The organism is Burkholderia sp. Tr-20390 (genome assembly GCF_017104595.1).
Lineage (GTDB): Bacteria > Pseudomonadota > Gammaproteobacteria > Burkholderiales > Burkholderiaceae > Burkholderia.
Genome location: NZ_JAAGPC010000132.1, coordinates 1 through 23,619, shown reverse-complemented (window position 1 = coordinate 23,619; position 23,619 = coordinate 1). Strand labels below are relative to the sequence as shown.

The following is a 23,619-nucleotide window of genomic DNA, read 5'->3' as shown; positions in this document are numbered from 1 at the left end:
ACGCGCGTGAGGGGCACGAGCGGCGGCAGCGCGAAACCGAGCAGCAACACGAGCGCGGCGCCCATGCCGATCAACGCCGGCCACGGCGTGGGGGGCGGCAGCACCACGTCGATCAGGCCGCCGAGCGCGGCCAGCAACGCCCAGTGGCCGCCATAGCCAAGCACCGCGCCGGCAGCGCCGGACACGATCCCGATGCCGGCGAATTCGAGTGCGAACAGCGCGCCGAGCGTGCGGCGGCTCACGCCGAGGCAGCGCATCGTCGCGCAGCCATCGAGGTGGCGCCGCATGTAGCGCTGCGCGGCCATCGCGATCGCGACCGCCGCGAGCAGCGCGGTGAGCAGCGCGACGAGCGTCAGGAAGTGGCGTGCGCGATCCAGCGTCTGCCGCACCTGCGGCTGCCCTTCCTGCAACGACTCGAGACCGACGCCGCGCAGCTTCCCGCCGTCGACACGTGCGTGCGCATACGCCTCGAAGCGTGCGACGGCCTGCTGGTCGCCGGCAACCAGCAGCCGGTACGTGACACGGCTGCCATAACCCGTGAGCCCCGTCGCGGCCAGCTCGTCCGCGCGCATCATCAGCCGCGGCGAGAAATTGACGAAGGAAAACCCGCGATCGAGCTCGCGGGAGATCGATGCTGCGACCGTGAACGTGCGCAGCCCGACGCGCACCGTATCGCCCGTCTTCAGGTGCAGCGCATCGAGCAGCGCCGGATCGGCCCATACGGTGCCGGGCGCGGGAATCGCGGCCGCCTTCTGCGCGGTGGCCGCGCCGGCCGGCAGGATCTCGACCGCGCCACGCAACGGATAGCCGGGCGACACGGCCTTCACGGCCGCGAGGCGCGACGGCGCCGCGTCGGTCGCCTGCCCACCCGTGGCGGACGCGATCATGCTCGGGAAGATGGCGGTCGTCGCAGTATGCAGGCCGAGCGCGCGGGCCTGCTGGTCGAACGACGGATCGACGGGGCGATCGGCCCGCACGACGAAATCGGCGCCGAGCATCTGGCGCGCGTCGCGCTCGAGCCCCTGGCGCAGCCGATCGGCGAGGAAGCCGACGCTCGTCAGCGCCGCGACCGCGAGCACCAGTGCAAGGACGAGCAGCGTCAACTCGCCCGCGCGCCAGTCGCGCGCGGTCATGCGGGCGGCCTGGCGGAACAGGTCGCGCAGGCCGAAGCGGCCGGCATGCGCGTTCACCTCATGGCCGGGGTGCCCGGCCGGCGGCTGCGCCGCGGGTTGCCGCCCCTTCAATCGCGCTTCCCCCCGATCGAGTTGAGCCGCGACACCATGTGGTTCGCCATCCCGCGAAAGCCGCCCGAGACACCGCGCCACAGGCGCGGAAGCGCCCACGCGGACGCCGCGATGAAGGCGGCAAGCAGCACGAGGAACGCGAGCGGAACGAAGAACGCGAGCACGAGCCCGCCGACCACGAGGCCGTCCTCGGTCGACGACGCGATCCAGTTCGAAATCGGTTCGGGTGACAGGTTGATCATCGCGCGCGTGCCGGCCTTCGCCACGTGCGCGGCACCGGCGAGCGAGCCGCCGGCGAGCCCTGCGACCGCGAGCACGGTCGGATCGGCATGGCCGAGCGCGCCGGCCGCGAGCACGGCGCCGGCCGGAATGCGGATGAAGGTGTGCACGGCATCCCACAGCGAGTCGAACGCGGGGATCTTGTCGGCAAGGAATTCGGTGACGGTGAGCACGGCCGCGGCGCCGATGACCCACGGCGACATCAGGACGGCCAGCGTGTCGGGCAGGTGGAGCCAGCCGAACCGCGCCAGCACGCCGGCGATCAGCACGGTCAGGTACAGGCGCAGGCCGCTCGCCCACGCGAGCCCCGCGCCGAGCGAAATGGCTTCGATCATGGCCCTCTCCTTGCACTTTCCGTGCGATTTGCCGATTGATCGGATCGGGTCGGACAGACCGGCCGCGCGGCGCGTGGCGACCGGCACCACGTGCCGCGAGAAGCACGACGGTATTCAGGCCCGAATGCGTTCCATTATAGACAGGCTAGATGGGCGGCCGGCGCAATTCCGCAGTGCGGCACCGGGCGCGTGCGCACCGGGACGCCCTCGTCAGGCAGCCGACGACAGCTTGAGGCCGATCAGCCCCGCGACGATCAGCACGGCGCTCGCGACGCGCGCGACGGTCAGCGCCTCGCCCATCATCACGATGCCGAACACGAACGCACCGACCGCGCCGATGCCCGTCCACACCGCGTACGCGGTGCCGAGCGGCAGCTGGCGCATCGCGACCGCGAGCAGCCCGAAGCTGGCCAGCGCCGTCACGATCGTAAACACCGACGGACCGAGCTTCGTGAAGCCGTCCGACGATTTCATGCCGGCCGCCCAGGCCACTTCCAGCAAACCGGCAATGAACAACAATACCCACGCCATCTCGACGTACTCCGTATCGGATGGGGCCGTCCCCGTTGAAGCGAATGACCCGGGGTCGTCCCCGGGCGGCGCCGAGTATAACAAGATGCTTACGGACGCGGCGCGTGGCCGGCGGCCGATCGGGGGCACGATCGGCCAGGCCCGGTCAGTTCGACACGCGCTTCGGCGTGACGCCGGCGACGCAGCGGTCGTCGCGGTACAACGCCCACTCCTCGCACACGCGGCCATCCTTGAACACGCACATGCCGACCTGCCCGCTCGACAGGTTGCGGGTCGTGTGGCGGCCGCCGAGCTTGGCGCAATTGACCGACGCGGGATTGGCCATCGCCTGCTGCTGCGACGACGGTTGCTGCCCGGGCGGCAGCGGTTGGGCGAACGCGCCAGACGCGGCAAGCGCCAGCGCACAGATGACGACCAGACGGACGGACATTGCACGCTCCTCGTTTTCGTTCGCGGAACGGTCAGGATAACGGGGAATGAGCGCCGGGTGTGCAACGCGCGCGCCGGCCGCGAGACTGTCGCGCCGGCGCAACCGTGCCGGCACGCGACGTCACGCGCACGGGCGCCGTTGCGCCCCGGCTACGCCCGTCATGCGGCGCCGACCAGCCGGTAACCGACGCCCGTCTCGGTCACGATGTACTCGGGCTGCGCCGGGTCGCGCTCGAGCTTCTGGCGCAGGTGCGCCATGTAGATGCGCAGATAGTGGTGGCTTTCGACGTGCGACGGCCCCCACACGTCGCGCAGCAGCTGGCGGTGCGTGAGCACGCGTCCCGCGTGCCGCACGAGCGTCGCGAGCAGCCGGTATTCGAGCGGCGTCAGGTGCACGATCTCGTTGTCGCGCCACACCTGGCGCAGCGCGAGATCGACGGTCACGGTGCCGAAGGTCACCTTCGGCGACTCGTTCGCGCCGCCCTGGTTGCGCCGGCGCAGTTGCGCACGGATCCGCGCGCGCAGTTCGGACACGCCGAACGGCTTGGTCAGGTAATCGTCGGCGCCCGCATCGAGCGCCGCGACCTTCTCTTCTTCCTGCGTGCGCGCGGACAGCACGATCACCGGCACCTCGGACCAGCCGCGCAATTCCCGGATCACGTCGAGGCCGTCGGTATCGGGCAGGCCGAGGTCGACGATCACGAGATCGGGCTTGCGCGTCGCCGCGTCGATCAGCCCCTGCTTGCCCGTCTCGGCCTCGAACACCGCGATGTCCTCCTCCTCGAGCGCGGCGCGCACGAAACGGCGGATCTGCTTTTCGTCCTCGATCAGGACGACGGTCAGGCTCGGTTCACTCATGATCTGGCAATGATTCGGATGGGGACGACGCACCCGGCACTTCGGGTTCGTCGTCGGGTACGGCAGGCGCGGCCGGCGGCGTCTCGACCGGCAGCGTGAACCAGAAACGCGCGCCCGTCACGTGGCCGTCGGGTGCCGTCCGGTTGAACGCGCCGATTTTACCGCCGTGCGCTTCGACGATCGCGCGGCAGATCGCGAGGCCGAGGCCGATGCCCGGCGTCGCCGATTCCTTCTCGCCGCGCGTGAACTTGTCGAAGATCCGCGCTTCCATCCCGGCCGGCAGGCCGGGACCGTAATCGTCGACGAGCACGCGCACGAACGGCAGCCCGTCGTCGGTCACGCGCTCGGCGCCGATGTCGAGCGGCGTATCGGCCGGCGTGTACTTCGCCGCGTTCTCGAACAGGTTGGTGAACAGGCGCTCCATCAGCACCGCGTCCATCTGCAGGAGCGGCAGGTCGGCCGGCAGCACGACGCGCGCGGGATGGCGCGCAAGCACGCGCTTGCAGGCGGCGAGCGCGGCGCCGACGGTTTCCTCGAGCAGCGACCACTGGCGCTTCAACTGCAGGCTGCCGGCCTGCAGCCGCGCCATGTCGAGCAGGTTCGTGACAATGCCCGTCATCCGCAGCGCTTCGTCGTGGATCGCGTCGACGAGTTCGCCCTCGCGCTGCGCGAAGCGTTCGGCCGCCGCGGCGTCGCCGCCCTGCGCGGCCGCGCGCCCGTTCGCGAGCATCGACGAGAAGCCGACGATCGTCGTGAGCGGCGTGCGCAGGTCGTGCGAGATCGCCGACAGCAGCGAGTTGCGCAGCCGCTCGGACTCCATGTTGACGAGCGCGTCGCGCGCGATCTCGACGTAGTGCACGCGTTCGAGCGCGAGCGCGATCTGCGCGGCGAACGCGTCGAGCATCCGCTGCTGCTCCGGCACCTCGAGTTCGCGCGGCTCGCGCGACGCGACCGCGAGCACGCCGCGCGTGCGCATCGGCGCTTTCAGCGGCAGGTACAGCGCGGCCGTCGCGGGCAACGTATCGGTGCCGCGGCCGGCCGGCTTCTGCTGGTCGTACACCCACTGGCCGACGTCGCTGTCGAGGTCGGCGCCCGTCAGCGTGACGGCCGCATCGGGCTCCTCGATCTTCTGCCGCACCTTGTCCGCACTGTCGGGCAGCAGGAACGCGACGCGCGCGCGGAACACCTCGCCCACGTGACGGCTGCCGATCTCGACGATCTGCTCGGTCGTCAGCGCCGCGCCCAGCTCGCGCGCCATCGCATAGATCGCGCCGGTGCGGCGCTCGCGGCGCTGCGCGACGCTCGCCTGGCGCGTCAGCGTCGACGTCAGGTGGCTGATCACGAGCGACGTCAGCAGCATCCCGAAGAAGGTCAGCAGGTATTGCGTGTCGCTGACCGAGAACGACATGCGCGGCGGCACGAAGAAGTAATCGAACGCGGCCACCGACAGGAACGACTGCAGCACGCCCGGGCCGCGCCCGAGCCGCACGGCCGAAAACACGACGCCGAGCAGGTACAGCATCACGAGGTTCGTGAGATCGAGCCGCTCGGACACGAGGCTCGCGACGACCGTGATCGCCGCGCAGATCGCGGCCGCATATACGTAATGCCGCGGCGGCGAACGGTGCGTGCCGAACTGCGCGAATGCATCGCGCCAGTCGCGCGCACGTGCGTCGAGGGGGGCTGCGCGCGCCTCGTCGCTCGCGGACGCACGGATCAGCATCAGGTCGACGTCGCCCGCGCGTTCGGCCAGCTTCTCGCCGAACGGCCGCACGAAGCGGCGCACGAGCCCGACCTTCGGCGAGCCGCCCGCGACGATCTTCGACACGTTGCGCACCTTCGCATAGCCGATCAGCGCGGCAACCGCGTCGGCGCCGGCGAGCGTGGCCGTCTCCGCGCCGAGCTCGGCCGCGAGCTTCAGCGCGTCGAGCGTGCGCTGCCGTCGCGCATCGGGCAACCGCTGCAGGCGCGGCGTTTCCACATAGACGGCGATCCAGTCGGCCTTCAGGCTCGCGGCGAGCCGCGCCGCCGCGCGCACGAGCGTCGGCGCTTCAGGGCCCGGCCCGACGCACACGAGCAGCCGCTCGCGTGCCTGCCAGATGCGCTGGATCGAACGGTCGGCGCGATACTCGCGCATCTGCGCGTCGACGCGATCGGCCGTGCGCCGCAGCGCCAGTTCGCGCAGCGCGATCAGGTTGCCCTTGCGGAAGAAGTTGCGCACCGCACGCTCGGCCTGCTGCGCGAGATAGACCTTGCCGTCGCGCATCCGCTCGAGCAGTTCCTCGGCCGGCAAGTCGACGAGCGTGACTTCGTCGGCCGCGTCGAACACGCGGTCGGGCACCGTCTCCCACACGCGGATGCCGGTGATCGCGCCGACCACGTCGTTCAGGCTTTCGAGGTGCTGGACGTTGACGGTCGTGTAGACGTCGATGCCCGCATCGAGCAGTTCGTACACATCCTGCCAGCGCTTCAGGTGTCGCGCGCCCTGCACGTTCGAATGCGCGAGTTCGTCGACGAGGATCAGTTGCGGCTCACGCGCGAGCGCGCCGTCGAGATCGAATTCGGCGAGCGTGCGGCCGCGATAGTCGATGCGCGCGAGCGGCAGCACGTCGAGGCCGTCGAGCAGCGCGGCGGTTTCGCTGCGCCCGTGGGTCTCGACGATGCCGACGACGACGTCGACGCCTTCCTGCAGGCGCTGGCGCGCGGCCTGCAGCATCGCGTAGGTCTTGCCGACACCGGCCGATGCGCCGAAGAAGATCTTGAGCTGGCCGCGCCGCTGCTTTTCTTCGTCACGCTGCAGCTTGTCGAGGAGTTGGTCTGGATCGGGACGATTCATGCGTCAGAAAGGCGGAGCGCCCGGATGCGCGCGAGTACGTGCATTGTTGTTCCAAATCGCCGCAAAAGGCAAAGACGGCGCATGCGCCGTCGGGAAAAGGCGCGCCCGGCGCGGATCGTGCCGCGCCGGACGCCGGTTGCCGTCGGAAGCCCGGACGCGCGCTCAGTGCGCGGCCTGTGCCGCGTCGAGCGCGAGGTTCAGCTTCAGCACGTTCACGCGCGGCTCGCCAAGCACGCCGAACTGGCGGCCCGTCGTATTCGCGGCGACGAGCTGCGCGACCGCGTCGGGCGCCAGGTTGCGCGCCTTCGCGACGCGCTCGACCTGGTACGCGGCGGCGGCCGGCGTGATCTCCGGATCGAGGCCGCTGGCCGACGCCGTCACGAGGTCGACCGGCACGGGCTTCGACATGTCGGTGCCCGCGTCGCGCAGCGCGGCGATGCGCCCCTTCACCTGGTCGGCGAGCGACGGGTTCAGCGGGCCGAGGTTCGAGCCGCCGGAGCCGGTCGCGTTGTACGGCATCGGCGAGGTCGCCGACAGGCGGCCCCAGAAGTACTTCGGCGCATCGAACGGCTGGCCGATCAGTGCGGAGCCGACTGCCTTGCCGTCCTTCTCGATCAGGCTGCCGTTCGCCTGCGACGGGAACACGGCCTGGCCGAACACGGTCATCGCGGCCGGGTAGGCGAGCCCCGTCACGGCAGTCAGGACGACAAAGAGCACGACGAGCGGACGAATCAACGTTTTCATGATGTTTCCTTCAAGTACGGCCGGCTCAGGCCCAGCCGAGTGCAGCGAGCGTCATGTCGATCAGCTTGATGAACGGGAACGGCAGCAGCACGCCGCCGAGGCCGTACACCAGCAGGTTGCGGCGCAGCAGCGACGCGGCGCCGAGCGGCCGGTACGTGACGCCCTTCAGCGCCAGCGGAATCAGCGCGACGATGATCAGCGCGTTGAAGATCACCGCCGACAGGATCGCCGACGCCGGCGACGTCAGGTGCATGATGTCGAGCACGCGCAACTGCGGGTACGTCGTCACGAACGCGGCCGGGATGATCGCGAAATACTTTGCGATGTCGTTCGCGATCGAGAACGTCGTGAGCGACCCGCGCGTCATCAGCATCTGCTTGCCGATCTCGACGATCTCGATCAGCTTCGTCGGGTTCGAGTCGAGGTCGACCATGTTGCCGGCTTCCTTCGCCGCCTGCGTGCCGGTGTTCATCGCCACGGCCACGTCGGCCTGCGCGAGCGCCGGCGCGTCGTTGGTGCCGTCGCCGGTCATCGCGACGAGGCGCCCTGCGGCCTGGTGTTCGCGGATCGTCGCGAGCTTGGTTTCCGGCGTCGCTTCGGCAAGGAAATCGTCGACGCCTGCTTCCGCCGCGATTGCCGCGGCCGTCAGCCGGTTGTCGCCCGTCACCATCACGGTCTTGATGCCCATCTTGCGCAGTTCCGCGAAGCGCTCCTTGATGCCGCCCTTCACGATGTCCTTCAGCTCGATCACGCCGAGTACGCGCGCCGCGCCTTCATGCAGGTCGGCCACGACGAGCGGCGTGCTGCCGCGGCGCGCGACTTCGTCGACCGCGCGGCGCACTTCTTCCGGGAAGCGGCTGCCGCGCGTCTCGACGTAATGGCGGATCGCGTCGGCCGCACCCTTGCGGATTTCACGCCCCGGCAGGTCGACGCCGCTCATCCGCGTCTGCGCGGAGAAGCCGATGAACGTCGCGTGCAGTTGCCCCATGTCGCGCTGGCGAATGTTGAAGCGCTCCTTCGCGAGCACGACGATGCTGCGGCCTTCCGGCGTTTCGTCGGCGAGCGACGACAGTTGCGCGGCATCGGCCAGCGCTTCCTCGGTCACGCCCGGCGCCGGCACGAACGTCGATGCCTGACGGTTGCCGAGCGTGATCGTGCCGGTCTTGTCGAGCAGCAGCACGTCGACGTCGCCGGCGGCTTCCACCGCACGGCCCGACGTCGCGATCACGTTCGCCTGCATCATCCGGCTCATGCCGGCCACGCCGATCGCGGACAACAGGCCGCCGATCGTCGTCGGGATCAGGCACACGAGCAGGGCAACCAAAGCGGTGATCGTCACCACGTGGCCGGCCTTCATCGCTTCCACCGAGAACATCGAGAACGGCAGCAGCGTGGCGGTGGCGAGCAGCATCACGATCGTCAGCGCGACGAGCAGGATCGTCAGCGCGATCTCGTTCGGCGTCTTCTTGCGCTTCGCGCCTTCGACCATCGCGATCATCCGGTCGAGGAACGCCTCGCCCGGGTTCGCGGTGACCTTGACGACGATCCAGTCCGACAGCACGCGCGTGCCGCCCGTCACCGACGAGAAGTCGCCGCCCGATTCGCGGATCACCGGCGCGGATTCGCCGGTGATCGCCGATTCGTCGACCGACGCAACGCCATCGATCACCTCGCCGTCGGCCGGGATCACGTCGCCGGCCTCGACCAGCACGACGTCGCCACGGCGCAGCTCGGTCGCGGTCGTGATGCGGATCGGCGACTTCGGATGCGGCTCGTTGAGCTTCTTCGCCATCACGTCTTTCTTCGCGCTGCGCAGCGACGCGGCCTGCGCCTTCGAGCGCCCTTCGGCGAGCGCTTCGGCGAAGTTCGCAAACAGCACGGTGAACCACAGCCACAGTGCGATCGCGAGAATGAAGCCCGCGGGCGCCTCGGCCTGGCCGGCGAGCGCCGCGATCCACAGGATCGTGGTCAGGATGCTGCCGACGTACACGCAGAACATCACCGGATTGCGGAACTGCGTGCGCGGCGTGAGTTTCTTGAACGAGTCCACGATCGCCGGGCGCAGCAGCGCCGGATCGAACATGGACCGTGTTGCGGAATGTTGAGTCATTGCGATCTCTTCAATCTCTTCAGTCTTTTCAAGGTGTCGCCATGCGGGCGCGCATCACGCGCCCAGCCACATCATCAGGTGCTCGACGCCCGGGCCGAGCGCGAGCGCCGGCACGTAGGTCAGCGCGCCCACCAGCAGCACGGTGCCGAGCAGCAGCACGACGAACAGCGGACCGTGCGTCGGCAGCGTGCCGCTCGTCACCGCGATGCGCTTCTTCGCGGCCAGCGAGCCGGCGATCGCCAGCACCGGCACGATCGTGCCGAAGCGGCCGAACCACATCGCGATCGCGGTCATCCAGTTGTAGAACGGCGTGCCGACCGTCAGGCCCGCGAACGCGCTGCCGTTGTTGTTGGCGGCCGAGCTGAACGCGTACAGGATTTCCGAGAAGCCGTGCGGCCCCGGGTTCGCGATGCCGGCCTTGCCCGCATCGGCGAGCACGGCGATCGACGTGCCCACCAGCACCAGCAGCGGCGTGAGCAGCACGACGATCGACACCATCTTCATCTCGTACGCCTCGATCTTCTTGCCGACGTATTCCGGCGTGCGGCCGATCATCAGGCCGGCGACGAACACCGCGAGCAGCGCGAACACGAGCATCCCGTAGAGACCCGAGCCGACCCCGCCGTAGATCACTTCACCCAGCTGCATCAGCAGCATCGGCACGAGGCCGCCGAGCGGCGTCAGCGAATCGTGCATCGTGTCGACGGCGCCGCACGACGCGGCCGTCGTCGCGACCGTGAAGATGCCGGTCTGCGCGATGCCGAAGCGCGTTTCCTTGCCTTCCATGTTGCCGCCCGGCTGCAGCGCGCTCGCCGACTGGTCGACGTGCAGCGCGGCGAGCGTCGGGTTGCCGGCCTGCTCGGCGCTCACCTCGAAGCCGATCGCGAGCACGAACGCGACCGTCATCGCCGCGAGCACGGCGATGCCCTGCCGGCGGTCGCCGATCATGCGGCCGAACACGAGACACAGCGCGGCCGGGATGATCAGGATCGCGAAGATCTGCAGGACGTTCGCGAACGGCGTCGGGTTCTCGTACGGGTGCGCGGAGTTCGCGTTGAAGAAGCCGCCACCGTTGGTGCCGAGCATCTTGATCGCTTCCTGCGACGCAACCGGGCCCATCGCGAGCGTCTGCTTCGTGAGCGGGGTCGGCACCGTGACCGCGTTGCCCTTGTCGTCCTTCACCGGATTGCCCTGCGCGTCGAGCTTCGGCGCGGCGTAGGTGCTCGCCTGCAGCACCGGCACGTCCTGGTACGACTTCATGTTCTGGATCACGCCCTGGCTCATCAGCAGCGCGGCGATGATCATCGACATCGGCACGAGCACGTACATCGTCACGCGCGTGAGGTCGACCCAGAAGTTGCCGATCGTCTGCGCGGTATGACGCGCGAAACCGCGGATCAGCGCGATCACGACGACGATCCCGGTTGCCGCCGACAGGAAGTTCTGCACGGTCAGGCCGAGCATCTGCGTCAGGTAGCTGACGGTCTGCTCGGGCGTGTAGTCCTGCCAGTTCGTGTTGGTGACGAAGCTGACGGCCGTGTTGAACGCGCCGTCGACCGTCATCGCACCGAACTGCTGCGGGTTGCCGGGCAGGAAGCCCTGCAGGCGCAGCAGGCCGTAGAGGAACAGCGCGCCGAGCGCGTTGAACGCGATTGTCGCGATCGCGTACTGCTTCCAGTTCATCTCGCTGCCGGCATCGACGCCGGCGATGCGGTACAGCGCGCGCTCGAGCGGCCCGAACACGCGCACGACGCGCGAGCTGCCGTCCATCACCGCGGACAGATAGCGCGCGACCGGCACGGCCGCCGCCAGCAGCACGACGATGAAGAGCAGCGTCTGAAAGAGATTGTTCGCGTTCATTCAATGTCCTCCGCGCGCAGCAGCGCAAAGACGAGATACGCGAACAGCAGCGCCGTCGAGGCGCCCGCCAGCCAAAGCATCCAGGTCATGCTCGCCCCCCGCGACCGTATTGCACCAGCTTGTCGCAACCGGCAACCAAACCGAGGATCAGCGCGGTGAAGAGCACCAGTGCGCCGATGAAAACCCCATCCATTTTTCTGTTCTCCATCGTCGAAATCAGACGACTAGAACCTTATGGGAACGCACGTAAAGGACGGGTCAAAGGTATCGGGGCGCGTATAAAAAACGCGTAAACGAGGCATTCGGGGAGGACGACGGAAACCGGGAGGCGGGACGGACGGCCGCCGTGGCGCCGCCCGGAAAGGCGCGTGCCGGCATGGCGCCGGCACGGGGAGGTAGGTCAGGGAACGAGGATCGTCGAGCCGGTGGTCTTGCGCGCTTCGAGATCTTCATGCGCGCGGCCGACTTCCGCGAGCGGATAGCGCTGGTTGATGCTGGTCTTCACCTTGCCCGACAGCAGCACGTCGAACAGCTCGGCGGCCGCGGCTTCGAGATCGGCGCGCTTCGCGATGTACGAGAACAGCGTGGGGCGCGTAAAGAACAGCGAGCCGCGCGACGAGAATTCCTTCGAGTCGATCGGCGGCAGCGGGCCCGACGCGTTGCCGAAGCTGACAAACAGCCCGAGCGGCGCGAGGCTGTCGAGCGAGCCGATGTAGGTGTCCTTGCCGATCGAGTCGTAGACGACCGGCACGCCGGCGCCGTTCGTGATCTCCTTCACGCGCTGCGTGAAGTTCTCGCGCGTGTAGACGATCGGATGGTCGCAACCGTGCGACTTCGCGAGCGCGGCCTTCTCGTCGGAGCCGACTGTCCCGATCACGGTCGCGCCGAGCGCCTTCGCCCACTGGCACACTAGCAGGCCGACACCGCCGGCCGCCGCGTGGATCAGGATCGTGTCGCCGGCCTTCACCGGATACGTGCGGCGCAGCAGGTAGTGCGCGGTCAGGCCCTGCAGCATCACCGACGCCGCGTCGTCGTAGCTGATGCCGTCGGGCAGCTTCACGAGCCGGTCGACCGGCATCACGCGCTCCTGCGCGTATGCGCCCGGCGGTTGCCCGACGTACGCGACGCGGTCACCCGCCTTGAGCGTGGTCACGCCTTCGCCGACGGCCGTCACCTCGCCCGCCGCCTCCATCCCGAGACCGCCGGGCAGCGCTTGCGGGTACAAACCGGTGCGGAAATAGACGTCGATGTAGTTGAGGCCGACCGCGTGCTGCCGGATGCGGACTTCGCCTGCCTTCGGTTCGCCGACCTCGACATCGACCCACTTCATCACGTCCGGGCCGCCCGGCTGGTCGTATCGGATTGCTTTCGGCATCGTTTCGCTCCTCGTTTCTGATTCGGTCAGGGAAAAATCCGGATCGCCGATCCGCGGAGCCGGCCTCATGCGGGTACCGGCCGGCAGGCGCGCGTCGCGACGCACGATTCTCGCGCGCCGCGGCCATCCGTGCATGGCCCTGCCGTCAGCAGGGGCAATCGGGCGCGGACAGCCCTCAGCAGACGTCCTGCATGTTGCGCGCCAGATCGTCGAGCAGCATCCGCGCGGTGGCGACGTTGGTCGCGACCGGCACGTCGTGCACGTCGCAGGCGCGCACGAGCGCGGTGATGTCGGGGTCGTGCGGCTGCGCGGTCATCGGGTCGCGCAGGAACACGACGATGTCGATGCGGCCGTCGGCCAGTTCCGCACCGATCTGCAGGTCGCCGCCGAGCGGCCCCGACAGCTTGCGCTCGACCTCGAGCCCGTGCGCGTCCGCGATGCGGCCGCCGGTCGTGCCGGTCGCCACCAGCCGGCATTGCGCGAGCGTCGTGCGGAATTCGCCCGCGAGCGCGACGATCTCGTCCTTCTTCGCGTCGTGCGCAATCAATGCGATGCGGGGTTTGCTCATCTCCAGATCCTTCGTTTCAGGTGGTTGTCGTGAAAGGCGGTGCGCGCGTCAGAACGTGCCCGGATACGAGCCGCCGTCGAGCAGCCAGTTCTGCCCGGTGATGTAGCCGGCGTGCACGCTGCACAGGAACGCGCACGCCGCGCCGAATTCCGCACGCGTGCCGAGACGGCCGGCCGGGATGTCCTTCGCGCGCCGCGCGCGCATCTCGTCGACGCTCACGCCCTGCGCCTTCGCCGACGCGGCGAGCGTGGTCGCGATCCGGTCGGTGTCGAACAGGCCCGGCAACAGGTTGTTGATCGTCACGCCCTGCCCCGCGACCTTGCGCGACAGCCCCGCGACGAAGCCGGTCAGCCCCGAGCGCGCGCCGTTCGACAGCGCGAGCACGTCGATCGGCGCCTTCACGGCCGAGCTCGTGATGTTGACGATCCGGCCGAAGCCGCGCGCGATCATCCCGTCGACGGTCGCGCGGATCAGCTCGATCGGCGTCAGCATGTTCGCTTCGAGCGCGAGGATCCAGTCGTCGTGCGAGAAGTCGCGGAAGTCGCCGGGCGGCGGGCCGCCGGCATTCGTCACGAGAATGTCCGGCTGCGGGCACGCGGCGAGCGCGGCCGCGCGCCCGTCCGGCGTCGTGATGTCGCAGGCGACCGCGGTTACCGACACGTTCGCGCCGGCGCGGATCTCCTCCGCGGTTTCCTCCAGCGTGTCGCGCGTGCGCGCGACGATCACGAGGTTCACGCCCTCGGCGGCCAGCGCTTCCGCGCAGCCGCGACCGAGCCCCTTGCTTGCCGCGCACACCAGCGCGGTCTTTCCTTCGATGCCGAGATCCATCGTCGATTCCTTGGTGGCGACACGCGCCGGCTCGGCCCGATCACGCCGGCGCACGGACCCCGGACGGGTCGGGCGGGCAATCGGGCGGCAGCGGGCGCGCGGATTGTCGTGAGACGTCGATATTATCCGGATCATGCGGCGCGCCTTGGTAAAATTGCGGGCATAAGCGCGCGGCCGGCTTGCGCCCGCCACCGCCCCCGATCCTCTTTTGCCGCCAAGGCGCCCCCCGTCATGAAACAGGACAGCCGTTTCCCGAATCTCTTCATCACCGATCACCCGCTGATCCAGCACAAGCTCACGCACATGCGCGACAAGGACACGTCCACGCGCACGTTCCGCGAGCTGCTGCGCGAAATCACGCTGCTGATGGGCTATGAGATCACCCGCAACCTGCCGATCACGACCAAGCGGGTCGAAACCCCGCTCGTCGAGGTCGACGCACCGGTGATCGCGGGCAAGAAGCTGGCGATCGTGCCGGTGCTGCGCGCGGGCATCGGGATGTCGGACGGCCTGCTCGATCTGGTTCCGTCCGCCCGCGTCGGCCACATCGGCGTGTACCGCGCCGACGACCACCGCCCGGTCGAATACCTGGTGCGCCTGCCGGATCTGGAAGACCGCATCTTCATCCTGTGCGACCCGATGGTCGCGACCGGCTACTCGGCCGTGCACGCGGTCGACGTGCTGAAGCGCCGCAACGTGCCGGCCGCGAACATCATGTTCGTCGCGCTGGTCGCGGCGCCCGAAGGCGTGCAGGTGTTCCAGGACGCGCACCCGGACGTGAAGCTGTTCGTCGCGTCGCTCGATTCGCACCTGAACGAGCATGCGTACATCGTGCCGGGCCTCGGCGACGCGGGCGACCGCCTGTTCGGCACCAAGAACTGAGCCCCGGTACGGCCGCGCGGCGCGCGGCCCGGCTCGCGGCGGCCCGCCTGGCCGTCCGGCCATGCGCGGCGGCCCCGATCCGGCGGTCGCCGCGTGATAAAATCTCGATCCACTCGACACGCGCGGCCCCGCGGCTTCATGCCCGCCGAAACGGCCGCCGATTCAACGACACATTGAAACAATCGCCCGCGCTGTGCGCCCGGGCACGGAGAAAGGTATGGCTGGTCATTCGAAATGGGCCAACATCAAGCATAAGAAGGCAGCGGCCGACGCGAAGCGCGGCAAGATCTGGACCCGCCTGATCAAGGAAATCCAGGTCGCGGCGCGCCTCGGCGGCGGTGACGTCAACTCGAACCCGCGCCTGCGTCTGGCGGTCGACAAGGCGGCCGACGCGAACATGCCGAAGGACAACGTCAAGCGCGCGATCGATCGCGGCGTCGGCGGCGCGGATGGCGCGAACTACGAGGAAATCCGCTACGAAGGCTACGGCATCAGCGGCGCGGCGATCATCGTCGACACGCTGACCGACAACCGCACCCGCACGGTCGCGGAAGTCCGCCATGCGTTCTCGAAGTTCGGCGGCAACATGGGCACCGACGGCTCGGTCGCGTTCATGTTCGATCACGTCGGTCAGTTCCTGTTCGCACCGGGCACGTCCGAAGACGCGCTGATGGAAGCCGCGCTCGAAGCCGGCGCGAACGACGTGAACACGAACGACGACGGCTCGATCGAAGTGCTGTGCGACTGGCAGGCGTTCTCGGCGGTGAAGGACGCGCTCGAAGCCGGCGGCTTCAAGGCCGAGCTCGCCGAAGTGACGATGAAGCCGCAGAACGAAGTCGAATTCACCGGCGACGACGCGGCGAAGATGCAGAAGCTCCTCGACGCGCTCGAGAACCTCGACGACGTGCAGGACGTGTATACGAACGCCGTCATCGTCGAGGAATGAGGTGCCGGCCGCCGTGTTCCTGTCGCGGCGGCGGCCCGACCGAATCCGCGGCCGGCGCGCCTGAGCGTGCCGGCCGCCCTGTTTTCTAGTCTGCGGGGAATCCCATGAAACTACTCGTCGTCGGTTCCGGCGGCCGCGAACATGCGCTGGCGTGGAAGCTCGCGCAGTCGCCGCGCGTCCAGATGGTCTACGTCGCGCCCGGCAATGGCGGCACGGCGCAGGACGAGCGTCTGAAGAACGTCGACATCACGGCGCTCGACGAACTCGCCGATTTCGCGGAACGCGAAGGCGTCGCGTTCACGCTCGTCGGGCCGGAAGCACCGCTCGCGGCCGGCATCGTCAACCTGTTCCGCGCACGCGGCCTGAAGGTCTTCGGCCCGACCCGCGAAGCCGCGCAGCTCGAGAGCTCGAAGGATTTCGCGAAGGCGTTCATGAAGCGCCACGGCATCCCGACCGCCGAGTACGAAACGTTCTCCGACGTGGCCGCCGCGCACGCGTACATCGACGCGAAGGGTGCGCCGATCGTCGTGAAGGCCGACGGCCTCGCGGCCGGCAAGGGCGTCGTCGTCGCGATGACGCCGGAAGAAGCGCACGAAGCCGTCGACATGATGCTGTCGGGCAACAAGCTCGGCGACGCCGGCGCGCGTGTCGTGATCGAGGAATTCCTCGATGGCGAGGAAGCGAGCTTCATCGTGATGGTCGACGGCAAGCACGCGCTGGCGCTGGCGTCCAGCCAGGACCACAAGCGCCTGCTCGACGAGGATCGCGGCCCGAACACCGGCGGCATGGGGGCGTATTCGCCCGCGCCGATCGTCACGCCGCAGATGCACGCACGCGTGATGCGCGAGATCATCATGCCGACCGTACGCGGGATGGAGAAGGACGGCATCCGCTTCACGGGCTTCCTGTATGCGGGCCTGATGATCGACAAGGAAGGCAATCCGCGCACGCTCGAGTTCAACTGCCGGATGGGCGACCCGGAAACGCAGCCGATCATGGCGCGCCTGAAGAGCGATTTCTCGAAGGTCGTCGAGCAGGCGATCGCAGGCACGCTCGACACGGTCGAGCTCGACTGGGACCGCCGCACCGCGCTGGGCGTCGTGCTGGCCGCGCACGGTTATCCAGACGCGCCGCGCAAGGGCGACCGCATCAACGGGATCCCGGCCGAGACCGAACAGGCCGTCACGTTCCACGCGGGCACGACGCTCGACGGCGACAAGCTGACGACGTCCGGCGGCCGCGTGCTGTGCGTGGTCGGCCTCGCCGATTCGGTGCGCGAAGCGCAGCAGCATGCGTACGACACGATCAACCAGATCAATTTCGAAGGCATGCAGTACCGCCGCGACATCGGCTTTCGCGCGCTCAACCGCAAGAGCGCCTGACGTTGCAATTGCCGCCCCGCCCGCGCGCGGCGGCGGCTCGTCTGCCGGGGTTCGATAGAATGCCCGGCAGAAGCCTTTTTTACGGCCCCCGCTTCGGGCGGGGGCACCCAGTCCAGACATGACCGATTCGACCTACGACGTAGCGCGCGTGCGCACGTACCTCCAGGGCCTGCAGACACGCATCGCCGACGCGCTCGGCGCGCTCGACGGTACGCCGCTCGCGACCGACGCATGGCAACGCGGGCCGGCCGAACGCCTGCGCGGCGGCGGCTGCACGCGGATTCTCGAAGGCGGCCGCGTGTTCGAACGCGCGGGGATCGGCTTTTCCGACGTCGCGGGCGATGCGCTGCCGCCGTCGGCGAGCGCGGCGCGCCCGCAGCTCGCGGGCCGCGGCTTCGAGGCGCTCGGTGTGTCGCTGGTGCTGCACCCGCGCAATCCGTACTGCCCGACCGTCCACATGAACGTGCGGATGCTGATCGCGACGAAACCGGGCGAGGAGCCCGTGTTCTGGTTCGGCGGCGGCATGGATCTGACACCGGTTTACGGTTTCGAGGACGACGCCCGGCATTTCCACCAGACCTGCAAGGATGCGCTCGACCCGTTCGGCGTCGAGCTCTACCCGCGCTTCAAGAAGTGGTGCGACGAGTATTTCTTCCTGAAGCACCGCAACGAGATGCGCGGCATCGGCGGGATCTTCTTCGACGATTTCTCGGAGCCCGGTTTCGAACGCTCGTTTGACATGATGCAAAGCGTCGGCGACGCGTTCCTGCAGGCCTACCTGCCGATCGTCGAGCGACGCGCCGAGCTGCCGTACGGCGAGCGCGAGCGCGACTTCCAGGCGTACCGCCGCGGCCGCTATGTCGAATTCAACCTCGTGTTCGATCGCGGCACGCTGTTCGGCCTGCAAAGCGGCGGCCGGACCGAGTCGATCCTGATGTCGATGCCGCCGGTCGCGAACTGGCGCTACAACTGGCAGCCCGAGCCGGGTTCCCCGGAGGCGCGCCTGTACAGCGACTTCATCGTGCCGCGCGACTGGGTCTGACCCTGCCTCAAGCAAAGGACGCGTTTCTGGACACCACCGCCCGCCCCGCCCCGCTGCCGCGTCGTATCGGCTTGCTGGGCGGCACTTTCGACCCGATCCACGACGGCCATCTCGCGCTCGCGCGCCGGTTCGCCGAACTGCTCGGACTGACCGAACTCGTGCTGCTGCCCGCCGGGCAGCCGTACCAGAAGCGCGACGTGTCGGCTGCCGAGCATCGGCTCGCGATGACGCGCGCGGCCGCCGGCTCGCTGTCCGTGCCGGGCGTGACCGTGACCGTCGCCACCGACGAGATCGAGCACGCCGGCCCGACCTACACGGTCGAGACGCTCGCGCGCTGGCGCGAGCGGATCGGCCCAGGCGCATCGCTGTCGCTGCTGATCGGCGCCGACCAGCTCGTGCGCCTCGACACGTGGCGCGACTGGCGCAAGCTGTTCGACTACGCGCACATCTGCGTGTCGACGCGCCCGGGGTTCGACCTCGGCGCGGCGCCACCGGACGTCGCGCAGGTAATCGCCGCGCGGCAGGCCGGCGCCGGCGTGCTCAAGGCCACGCCGGCAGGCCACCTGCTGATCGATACGACCCTTTCGTTCGACATTGCCGCGACCGACATCCGCGCCCACCTGCGCGAATGCATCGCACGCCATGCGCAAATGCCCGACGCATCGGCCGAGCATGTGCCGGCCGCCGTATGGGCCTATATTCTTCAACATCGCCTCTACCATTCCTGAATCCATGGATATTCGCAAACTGCAGCGCGTGATCGTCGACGCCCTCGAAGACGTCAAGGCGCAAGACATCAAGGTGTTCAACACCAGCCACCTGACCGAACTGTTCGACCGCGTGGTCGTCGCTTCGGGCACCTCCAACCGCCAGACCAAGGCGCTCGCGTCGAGCGTGCGTGACAAGGTCAAGGAAGCCGGCGGCGACATCGTCAGCTCCGAAGGCGAAGACACCGGCGAATGGGTGCTCGTCGACTGCGGCGACGCGATCGTGCACATCCTGCAACCGGCCCTGCGCCAGTACTACAACCTCGAGGAAATCTGGGGCGACAAGCCCGTGCGGATGAAGCTCGGCGGCGGCAAGGGCAACGGCTTCGCCCAGGCCAGCGAAGGCGACGACGAAGAAGAGGAAGCCGCGCCCGCCCGCCCGGCGCGCAAGACGGCCGCTCGCCGCCGTTGAGTCCCGATTCGTCAAGCGTCTTCCGATGAAGCTTTTCATCCTTGCGGTCGGCCACAAGATGCCGGGCTGGATCGCATCCGGCTTCGACGAATACACGAAGCGGATGCCGCCCGAGCTGCGCATCGAGTTGCGCGAGATCAAGCCTGAACTGCGTTCGGGCGGCCGCAGCGCCGAAAGCGTGATGGCGGCCGAGCGGCAGAAGATCGAGGCCGCGCTGCCGAAGGGCGCGCGCCTCGTCGCGCTCGACGAGCGCGGCCGCGACTGGACCACGATGCAGCTCGCGCAGGCGCTGCCCGGCTGGCAGCAGGACGGCCGCGACGTCGCGTTCGTGATCGGCGGCGCCGACGGGCTCGATCCCGAACTGAAAGCGCGTGCCGACACGCTGCTGCGCATCTCGAGCATGACGCTGCCGCACGGGATGGTGCGCGTGCTGCTCGCCGAACAGCTTTACCGGGCGTGGAGCATCACGCAGAATCACCCCTACCACCGCGCATGACGTGTCGTCCTCGAGACGCGCGCCACGCGCGCACACCGAGATAACGACACCATGCCGTCCAGCACGCCCCCCGCGCTTTTCCCGACCCTTTACCTCGCTTCGCAAAGCCCGCGCCGCCAGGAGCTGCTGCAACAGATCGGCGTACGCTTCGAGCTGCTGCTGCCGCGCCCCGACGAGGATGCCGAGGCGCTCGAGGCCGAACTGCCCGGCGAAGCCGCCGATGCCTACGTGCGGCGCGTGACCATCGCGAAGGCCGAGGCTGCGCGTGCACGCCTCGTCGCGAACGGCAAGCCGGCCTCGCCGGTGCTGGTCGCCGATACGACCGTCACGATCGACGGCGCGATCCTCGGCAAGCCGGCCGACGCCGACGACGCGCTCGCGATGCTGACGCGCCTCGCCGGCCGCGAACACGCGGTGCTGACCGCCGTCGCCGTGATCGATGCCGACGGTGAACTGCTGCCGCCCGCGCTGTCGCGCTCGTCGGTGCATTTCGCGGCCGCGTCGCGCGACGCGTACGCGCGCTACGTCGAATCGGGCGAGCCGTTCGGCAAGGCCGGCGCATACGCGATCCAGGGGCGCGCCGCCGAGTTCATCGAGCGAATCGACGGGTCCCATTCAGGTATCATGGGTCTGCCCCTTTTTGAGACTGCCGCGCTGCTGCGTGCCGCGCGCGTCGCCTTCTGAACCCACCATGAACGAAGAAATCCTGATCAACCTCACGCCGCAGGAAACGCGGGTCGCACTCGTCCAGCAAGGCGCGGTGCAGGAGCTTCACGTCGAGCGCACGCTGTCGCGCGGGCGGGTCGGCAACATCTATCTCGGCAAGGTCGTGCGCGTGCTGCCCGGCATGCAGTCTGCGTTCATCGACATCGGCCTCGAACGCGCGGCGTTCCTGCACGTCGCCGACATCTGGCATCCGCGCCTCGCGGGCGAGCCGCAGTCGGGCACGCCGCACCAGCCGATCGAGAAGATCGTGTTCGAAGGCCAGACGCTGATGGTCCAGGTGATCAAGGATCCGATCGGCACGAAGGGCGCGCGGCTGTCGACGCAGGTCAGCATCGCGGGCCGCACGCTCGTCTACCTGCCGCAGGAGCCGCATATCGGCATCTCGCAGAAGATCGAGAGCGAGGCCGAACGCGAAGCCGTGCGCGCGCGCCTGACGGCCGTGATCCCGCCGGACGAGAAAGGCGGCTACATCGTGCGCACGATCGCCGAGGATGCCACCTCCGACGAGCTCGCCGGCGACGTCACGTACCTGCGCAAGACGTGGGCGACGATCGTCGCCCAGGCACAGCGGCTGCCGGCGACGAGCCTGCTGTACCAGGATCTCGATCTCGCGCAGCGCGTGCTGCGCGATTTCGCGAACGACGACACGACGCGCATCCAGGTCGATTCGCGCGAGACGTACCAGCGCCTGTCGGAATTCGCGGGCGAATTCACGCCGGCCGTCAGCCCGAAGCTGCACCACTACACGGGCGAGCGTCCGCTGTTCGACCTGTACAACATCGAGACGGAGATCCAGCGCGCGCTGTCGCGCCGCGTCGACCTGAAGTCGGGCGGTTACCTGATGATCGACCAGACCGAGGCGATGACGACGATCGACGTGAACACGGGCGGCTACGTCGGCGCACGCAACTTCGACGACACGATCTTCAAGACCAACCTCGAGGCCGCGCATACGATCGCGCGGCAGCTGCGGCTGCGCAACCTCGGCGGGATCATCATCATCGACTTCATCGACATGGAGAACGCCGAGCATCGCGACGCGGTGCTGTCCGAGTTGAAGAAGGCGCTGTCGCGCGACCGCACGCGCGTGACGGTCAACGGCTTCTCGCAGCTCGGGCTCGTCGAGATGACGCGCAAGCGCACGCGCGAATCGCTCGCGCACGTGCTGTGCGAGCCGTGCCCGACCTGCCAGGGCAAGGGCCAGGTGAAGACGTCGCGCACCGTGTGCTACGACATCCTGCGCGAGATCCTGCGCGAGTCGCGGCAGTTCAACCCGCGCGAATTCCGCGTGATCGCCGCGCAGCAGGTGATCGACCTGTTCCTCGACGAGGAGTCGCAGCATCTCGCGATGCTGATCGACTTCATCGGCAAGCCGGTGTCGCTGCAGGTCGAATCGAACCTGAGCCAGGAGCAGTACGATATCGTGCTGATGTAACGTTCCGTCCATCCGCCGCCGGCATCGCCGCGCGGCGCTTCGATGCGGCGCCCGGGCCGCCCGCGCATGTCGCGCCGGCACCCGCCGCCGCCCTTTCACCCTACCCTTTTCGCATTCACCACACACCATGAGCCAAGGCCACAACCGCCGCCAGCGCAAGAAACTCCACATCGGCGAATTCCAGGAACTCGCGTTCAACGCCACCGCGCATTACCGCAACGAAATGACCGACCTCGAGCGCGGCGAACTGATCGATGCGTTCATCGACTTCGTCGAAGCGAACGGGCTGCTGACCGTCGCGTCGGCGGACGAAGGCATCGGCGCTTACGTGATTTCCGGCGCACCGCGCGGCACGACGACCGACGCCGACCGCGAGCTCGTGCGCGGCTGGCTGGCCGCACGGCCGGAACTGACCGACGTCAAGGTCAGCGAATTCACCGACGCGTGGTACCCGGAAGCCTGAGTTTCCGGCTTCACGCCCGTCGCGCCGCGCCCGCGCCTGCCCGCCGCCACGGCGGGTGAGGCCGGCGCCGCCCCGCTCCCTCCGCCTCGCCTCCCCATCCTCTCCCGCCATCGCGCGACATCCGCGCCACCGGCACCGACTCACACGATTTCCGCCGCGTCGACGGTGATTACCCCGATTTCGGCAGTGAATCGGACGCTTACTTCAATTTAACGTTGCTTAAAAGACGGCTCGCGCCGGCAGACCTACTCTGATCGCCAGGAATCCGATGTTTTCCGGTGCGATCGGCAAGCAAGACGAAAGAATGCAAACCGCTCGCCCGACCGATGTTCCGGATTCCGGTACGGGCGAAAACGCGACACGGCGACAGGCCAATCAGGGAGACAACCAACAATGCGCCAGCCGCTTCCCATCGCAGCGACACATTGACGCACGCGAAGGCCGCCTGACCCCACTCTCCAACGAATACGAGGACGACATGGATACGCCGACCACCCATCAGGCAGGACTCCGAATGATCATGATCGCGGCTGGCGTTGCAGCGCTGGTGTCGCTGTCCGCGTGCGGCGGCTCCGGCTCGCTGAGCCAGGGCACCGGCGGCGCAGGATCGGGTTCGGGCGACACGACGGCCACGACCGGCGGCACGAGCAACGGCTCGGGCAGCGGTTCCGGCAGCGGCTCGACCGTCGACAGCACGGGCAGCGGCAGCGGCTCGGGCACCGGCTCGGCGGGCAGCGGCGCATCCGCCAATGCGCTCGGCCAGACGATCGACTCGTCGAGCAACATCGTGACGGCCGCGGGCGGCGCGGTATCGAGCGTCGGCACGACGATCGCGGGCCAGTCGCTGCCCGGCACCCATGCGTCGACCACGCAAGGTCTCGGCACGGTCGTGCAGGATGCCGGCGCGGCCGTCACGACGCTCGGCACCGGCCTCGGCTCGGGGCTCGGCCAGCTCGGCGCATCCTCGAACCCGGTCGGCACGACGGTCGCGAGCACCGGCGGCGTGGTCACGAACCTCGGCAACGCGGTCGCCGCGACCGGCGGCGTCGTGTCGAGTCTCGGCGCCAGCGG

The 23,619-nt window shown here is 68.7% G+C and carries 25 protein-coding genes; 11 read left to right on the top strand and 14 right to left on the bottom strand.

Translation table 11 applies throughout. The annotated features are described in order from the left end of the window. From G3N98_RS28180 to G3N98_RS28120, 14 genes are all read right to left on the bottom strand, one after another. Nucleotides 1-1,133, bottom strand: a 1,133-nt coding sequence (locus G3N98_RS28180) for an FtsX-like permease family protein (RefSeq protein WP_241026115.1), incomplete at its 3' end; no start/stop codon positions are given. A 107-nt stretch (nt 1,134-1,240) separates the two neighbouring features. Next, a complete protein-coding gene (locus G3N98_RS28175) occupies nt 1,241-1,858 on the bottom strand; it encodes a DUF4126 domain-containing protein (protein WP_011352729.1) in 618 nt (205 codons plus the stop codon). Nucleotides 1,859-2,068: 210 nt separating this feature from the next. After that, nucleotides 2,069-2,389: a quaternary ammonium compound efflux SMR transporter SugE gene (gene sugE / locus G3N98_RS28170; RefSeq protein ID WP_089425993.1), complete on the bottom strand. Its 321-nt coding sequence runs from the start codon at nt 2,387-2,389 to the stop codon at nt 2,069-2,071. Nucleotides 2,390-2,534: 145 nt separating this feature from the next. Continuing rightward, nucleotides 2,535-2,819, bottom strand: a complete 285-nt coding sequence (locus tag G3N98_RS28165) for a DUF333 domain-containing protein (protein ID WP_089431503.1) — start codon at nt 2,817-2,819, stop codon at nt 2,535-2,537. 158 nt (nt 2,820-2,977) lie between these two features. Next, nucleotides 2,978-3,676 (bottom strand): two-component system response regulator KdpE, encoded by a 699-nt coding sequence (kdpE, locus tag G3N98_RS28160; RefSeq protein WP_039370506.1) that lies wholly within the window; start codon nt 3,674-3,676, stop codon nt 2,978-2,980. Beyond that, nucleotides 3,669-6,512: a DUF4118 domain-containing protein gene (locus G3N98_RS28155; protein WP_206149935.1), complete on the bottom strand. Its 2,844-nt coding sequence runs from the start codon at nt 6,510-6,512 to the stop codon at nt 3,669-3,671. Before G3N98_RS28155 ends, kdpE begins: the two co-directional genes overlap by 8 nt. A gap of 162 nt (nt 6,513-6,674) precedes the next feature. Continuing rightward, nucleotides 6,675-7,256, bottom strand: coding sequence for a potassium-transporting ATPase subunit KdpC (gene kdpC, locus G3N98_RS28150; protein ID WP_206149934.1), 582 nt, complete (start codon nt 7,254-7,256; stop codon nt 6,675-6,677). 25 nt (nt 7,257-7,281) lie between these two features. Continuing rightward, nucleotides 7,282-9,366 (bottom strand): potassium-transporting ATPase subunit KdpB, encoded by a 2,085-nt coding sequence (gene kdpB, locus G3N98_RS28145; protein ID WP_206149932.1) that lies wholly within the window; start codon nt 9,364-9,366, stop codon nt 7,282-7,284. A gap of 54 nt (nt 9,367-9,420) precedes the next feature. Further along, nucleotides 9,421-11,226, bottom strand: a complete 1,806-nt coding sequence (gene kdpA, locus G3N98_RS28140) for a potassium-transporting ATPase subunit KdpA (RefSeq protein ID WP_089473305.1) — start codon at nt 11,224-11,226, stop codon at nt 9,421-9,423. After that, the gene (gene kdpF / locus G3N98_RS28135; RefSeq protein ID WP_006752209.1) at nt 11,223-11,315 is read right to left on the bottom strand and encodes a K(+)-transporting ATPase subunit F; all 93 of its coding nucleotides are present in this window, start codon (nt 11,313-11,315) and stop codon (nt 11,223-11,225) included. Before kdpF ends, kdpA begins: the two co-directional genes overlap by 4 nt. After that, nucleotides 11,312-11,434, bottom strand: a complete 123-nt coding sequence (locus tag G3N98_RS40250; RefSeq protein ID WP_256976802.1) for a hypothetical protein — start codon at nt 11,432-11,434, stop codon at nt 11,312-11,314. Before G3N98_RS40250 ends, kdpF begins: the two co-directional genes overlap by 4 nt. Nucleotides 11,435-11,626: 192 nt before the next feature. Beyond that, the gene (locus tag G3N98_RS28130) at nt 11,627-12,601 is read right to left on the bottom strand and encodes a quinone oxidoreductase (RefSeq protein ID WP_089426627.1); all 975 of its coding nucleotides are present in this window, start codon (nt 12,599-12,601) and stop codon (nt 11,627-11,629) included. 175 nt (nt 12,602-12,776) lie between these two features. Continuing rightward, complete coding sequence (locus tag G3N98_RS28125; RefSeq protein ID WP_043188929.1) at nt 12,777-13,169, bottom strand: methylglyoxal synthase; 393 nt, start codon at nt 13,167-13,169, stop codon at nt 12,777-12,779. A 48-nt stretch (nt 13,170-13,217) separates the two neighbouring features. Further along, on the bottom strand, nt 13,218-13,997 hold the full coding sequence (locus tag G3N98_RS28120) for an SDR family oxidoreductase (RefSeq protein ID WP_206149930.1): 780 nt from the start codon (nt 13,995-13,997) through the stop codon (nt 13,218-13,220). A gap of 231 nt (nt 13,998-14,228) precedes the next feature. Between G3N98_RS28120 and upp the strand changes: the two genes are divergently transcribed. The 11 genes from upp to G3N98_RS28065 all read left to right on the top strand — a co-directional run. Continuing rightward, the gene (gene upp / locus G3N98_RS28115; RefSeq protein ID WP_011352740.1) at nt 14,229-14,879 is read left to right on the top strand and encodes a uracil phosphoribosyltransferase; all 651 of its coding nucleotides are present in this window, start codon (nt 14,229-14,231) and stop codon (nt 14,877-14,879) included. A 217-nt stretch (nt 14,880-15,096) separates the two neighbouring features. After that, entirely contained in the window at nt 15,097-15,825 is a 729-nt protein-coding gene (locus G3N98_RS28110) for a YebC/PmpR family DNA-binding transcriptional regulator (RefSeq protein WP_011352741.1), read from the top strand. Between the two features lie 104 nt (nt 15,826-15,929). After that, on the top strand, nt 15,930-17,207 hold the full coding sequence (gene purD, locus G3N98_RS28105) for a phosphoribosylamine--glycine ligase (RefSeq protein ID WP_206149928.1): 1,278 nt from the start codon (nt 15,930-15,932) through the stop codon (nt 17,205-17,207). A gap of 118 nt (nt 17,208-17,325) precedes the next feature. Further along, nucleotides 17,326-18,249: an oxygen-dependent coproporphyrinogen oxidase gene (gene hemF, locus G3N98_RS28100; protein WP_039370475.1), complete on the top strand. Its 924-nt coding sequence runs from the start codon at nt 17,326-17,328 to the stop codon at nt 18,247-18,249. Next, nucleotides 18,246-18,977 carry a nicotinate-nucleotide adenylyltransferase gene (locus G3N98_RS28095; RefSeq protein ID WP_241026114.1) on the top strand — a complete coding sequence of 244 codons (732 nt, stop codon included), beginning with the start codon at nt 18,246-18,248 and terminating at the stop codon, nt 18,975-18,977. The genes hemF and G3N98_RS28095 overlap by 4 nt, the downstream gene beginning before the upstream one ends. Before the next feature lie 4 nt (nt 18,978-18,981). After that, nucleotides 18,982-19,428, top strand: a complete 447-nt coding sequence (gene rsfS / locus G3N98_RS28090; protein ID WP_089426006.1) for a ribosome silencing factor — start codon at nt 18,982-18,984, stop codon at nt 19,426-19,428. Nucleotides 19,429-19,453: 25 nt separating this feature from the next. Further along, nucleotides 19,454-19,924, top strand: a complete 471-nt coding sequence (gene rlmH, locus G3N98_RS28085; protein ID WP_011352746.1) for a 23S rRNA (pseudouridine(1915)-N(3))-methyltransferase RlmH — start codon at nt 19,454-19,456, stop codon at nt 19,922-19,924. A 51-nt stretch (nt 19,925-19,975) separates the two neighbouring features. Continuing rightward, on the top strand, nt 19,976-20,608 hold the full coding sequence (locus G3N98_RS28080) for a Maf family protein (protein ID WP_206149926.1): 633 nt from the start codon (nt 19,976-19,978) through the stop codon (nt 20,606-20,608). A 7-nt stretch (nt 20,609-20,615) separates the two neighbouring features. Continuing rightward, entirely contained in the window at nt 20,616-22,085 is a 1,470-nt protein-coding gene (gene rng / locus G3N98_RS28075; RefSeq protein WP_069248507.1) for a ribonuclease G, read from the top strand. A 127-nt stretch (nt 22,086-22,212) separates the two neighbouring features. After that, on the top strand, nt 22,213-22,548 hold the full coding sequence (locus G3N98_RS28070) for a 50S ribosome-binding protein YggL (RefSeq protein WP_041492911.1): 336 nt from the start codon (nt 22,213-22,215) through the stop codon (nt 22,546-22,548). Nucleotides 22,549-23,026: 478 nt separating this feature from the next. Next, on the top strand, nt 23,027-23,619 hold a 593-nt coding region (locus G3N98_RS28065; RefSeq protein ID WP_206149924.1), incomplete at its 3' end, for a collagen-like triple helix repeat-containing protein.